Origin of the sequence: Streptococcus mitis, assembly GCF_946190155.1 — a bacterium.
In the GTDB taxonomy this organism is placed as follows: Bacteria; Bacillota; Bacilli; order Lactobacillales; family Streptococcaceae; genus Streptococcus; species Streptococcus mitis_CL.
Genome location: NZ_CAMHZL010000135.1, coordinates 1 through 235 on the forward strand (window position 1 = coordinate 1; position 235 = coordinate 235).

General features: G+C 50.6%; 2 tRNA genes. Both read right to left on the bottom strand.

From position 1 onward, the window contains the following. Positions 1–83: 83 nt before the first annotated feature. Positions 84–156: transfer RNA gene (locus tag N8O80_RS09635), tRNA-Asp, on the bottom strand. Positions 157–158: 2 nt separating this feature from the next. After that, positions 159–231, bottom strand: a tRNA-Val gene (locus tag N8O80_RS09640). Positions 232–235 lie beyond the last annotated feature (4 nt).

Genomic DNA, 235 nt, shown 5'->3' on the forward strand with positions numbered 1-235 from the left:
CTCGAACCAGTGACCCATTGATTAAAAGTCAATTGCTCTACCAACTGAGCTAACGAGTCTAAAATAACTTACGTTATCTTAAACGGTCCCGACGGGAATCGAACCCGCGATCTTCGCCGTGACAGGGCGACGTGATAACCGCTACACTACGGGACCTTTGGGAGTTAACGGGATCGAACCGCTGACCCTCTGCTTGTAAGGCAGATGCTCTCCCAGCTGAGCTAAACTCCCTAGA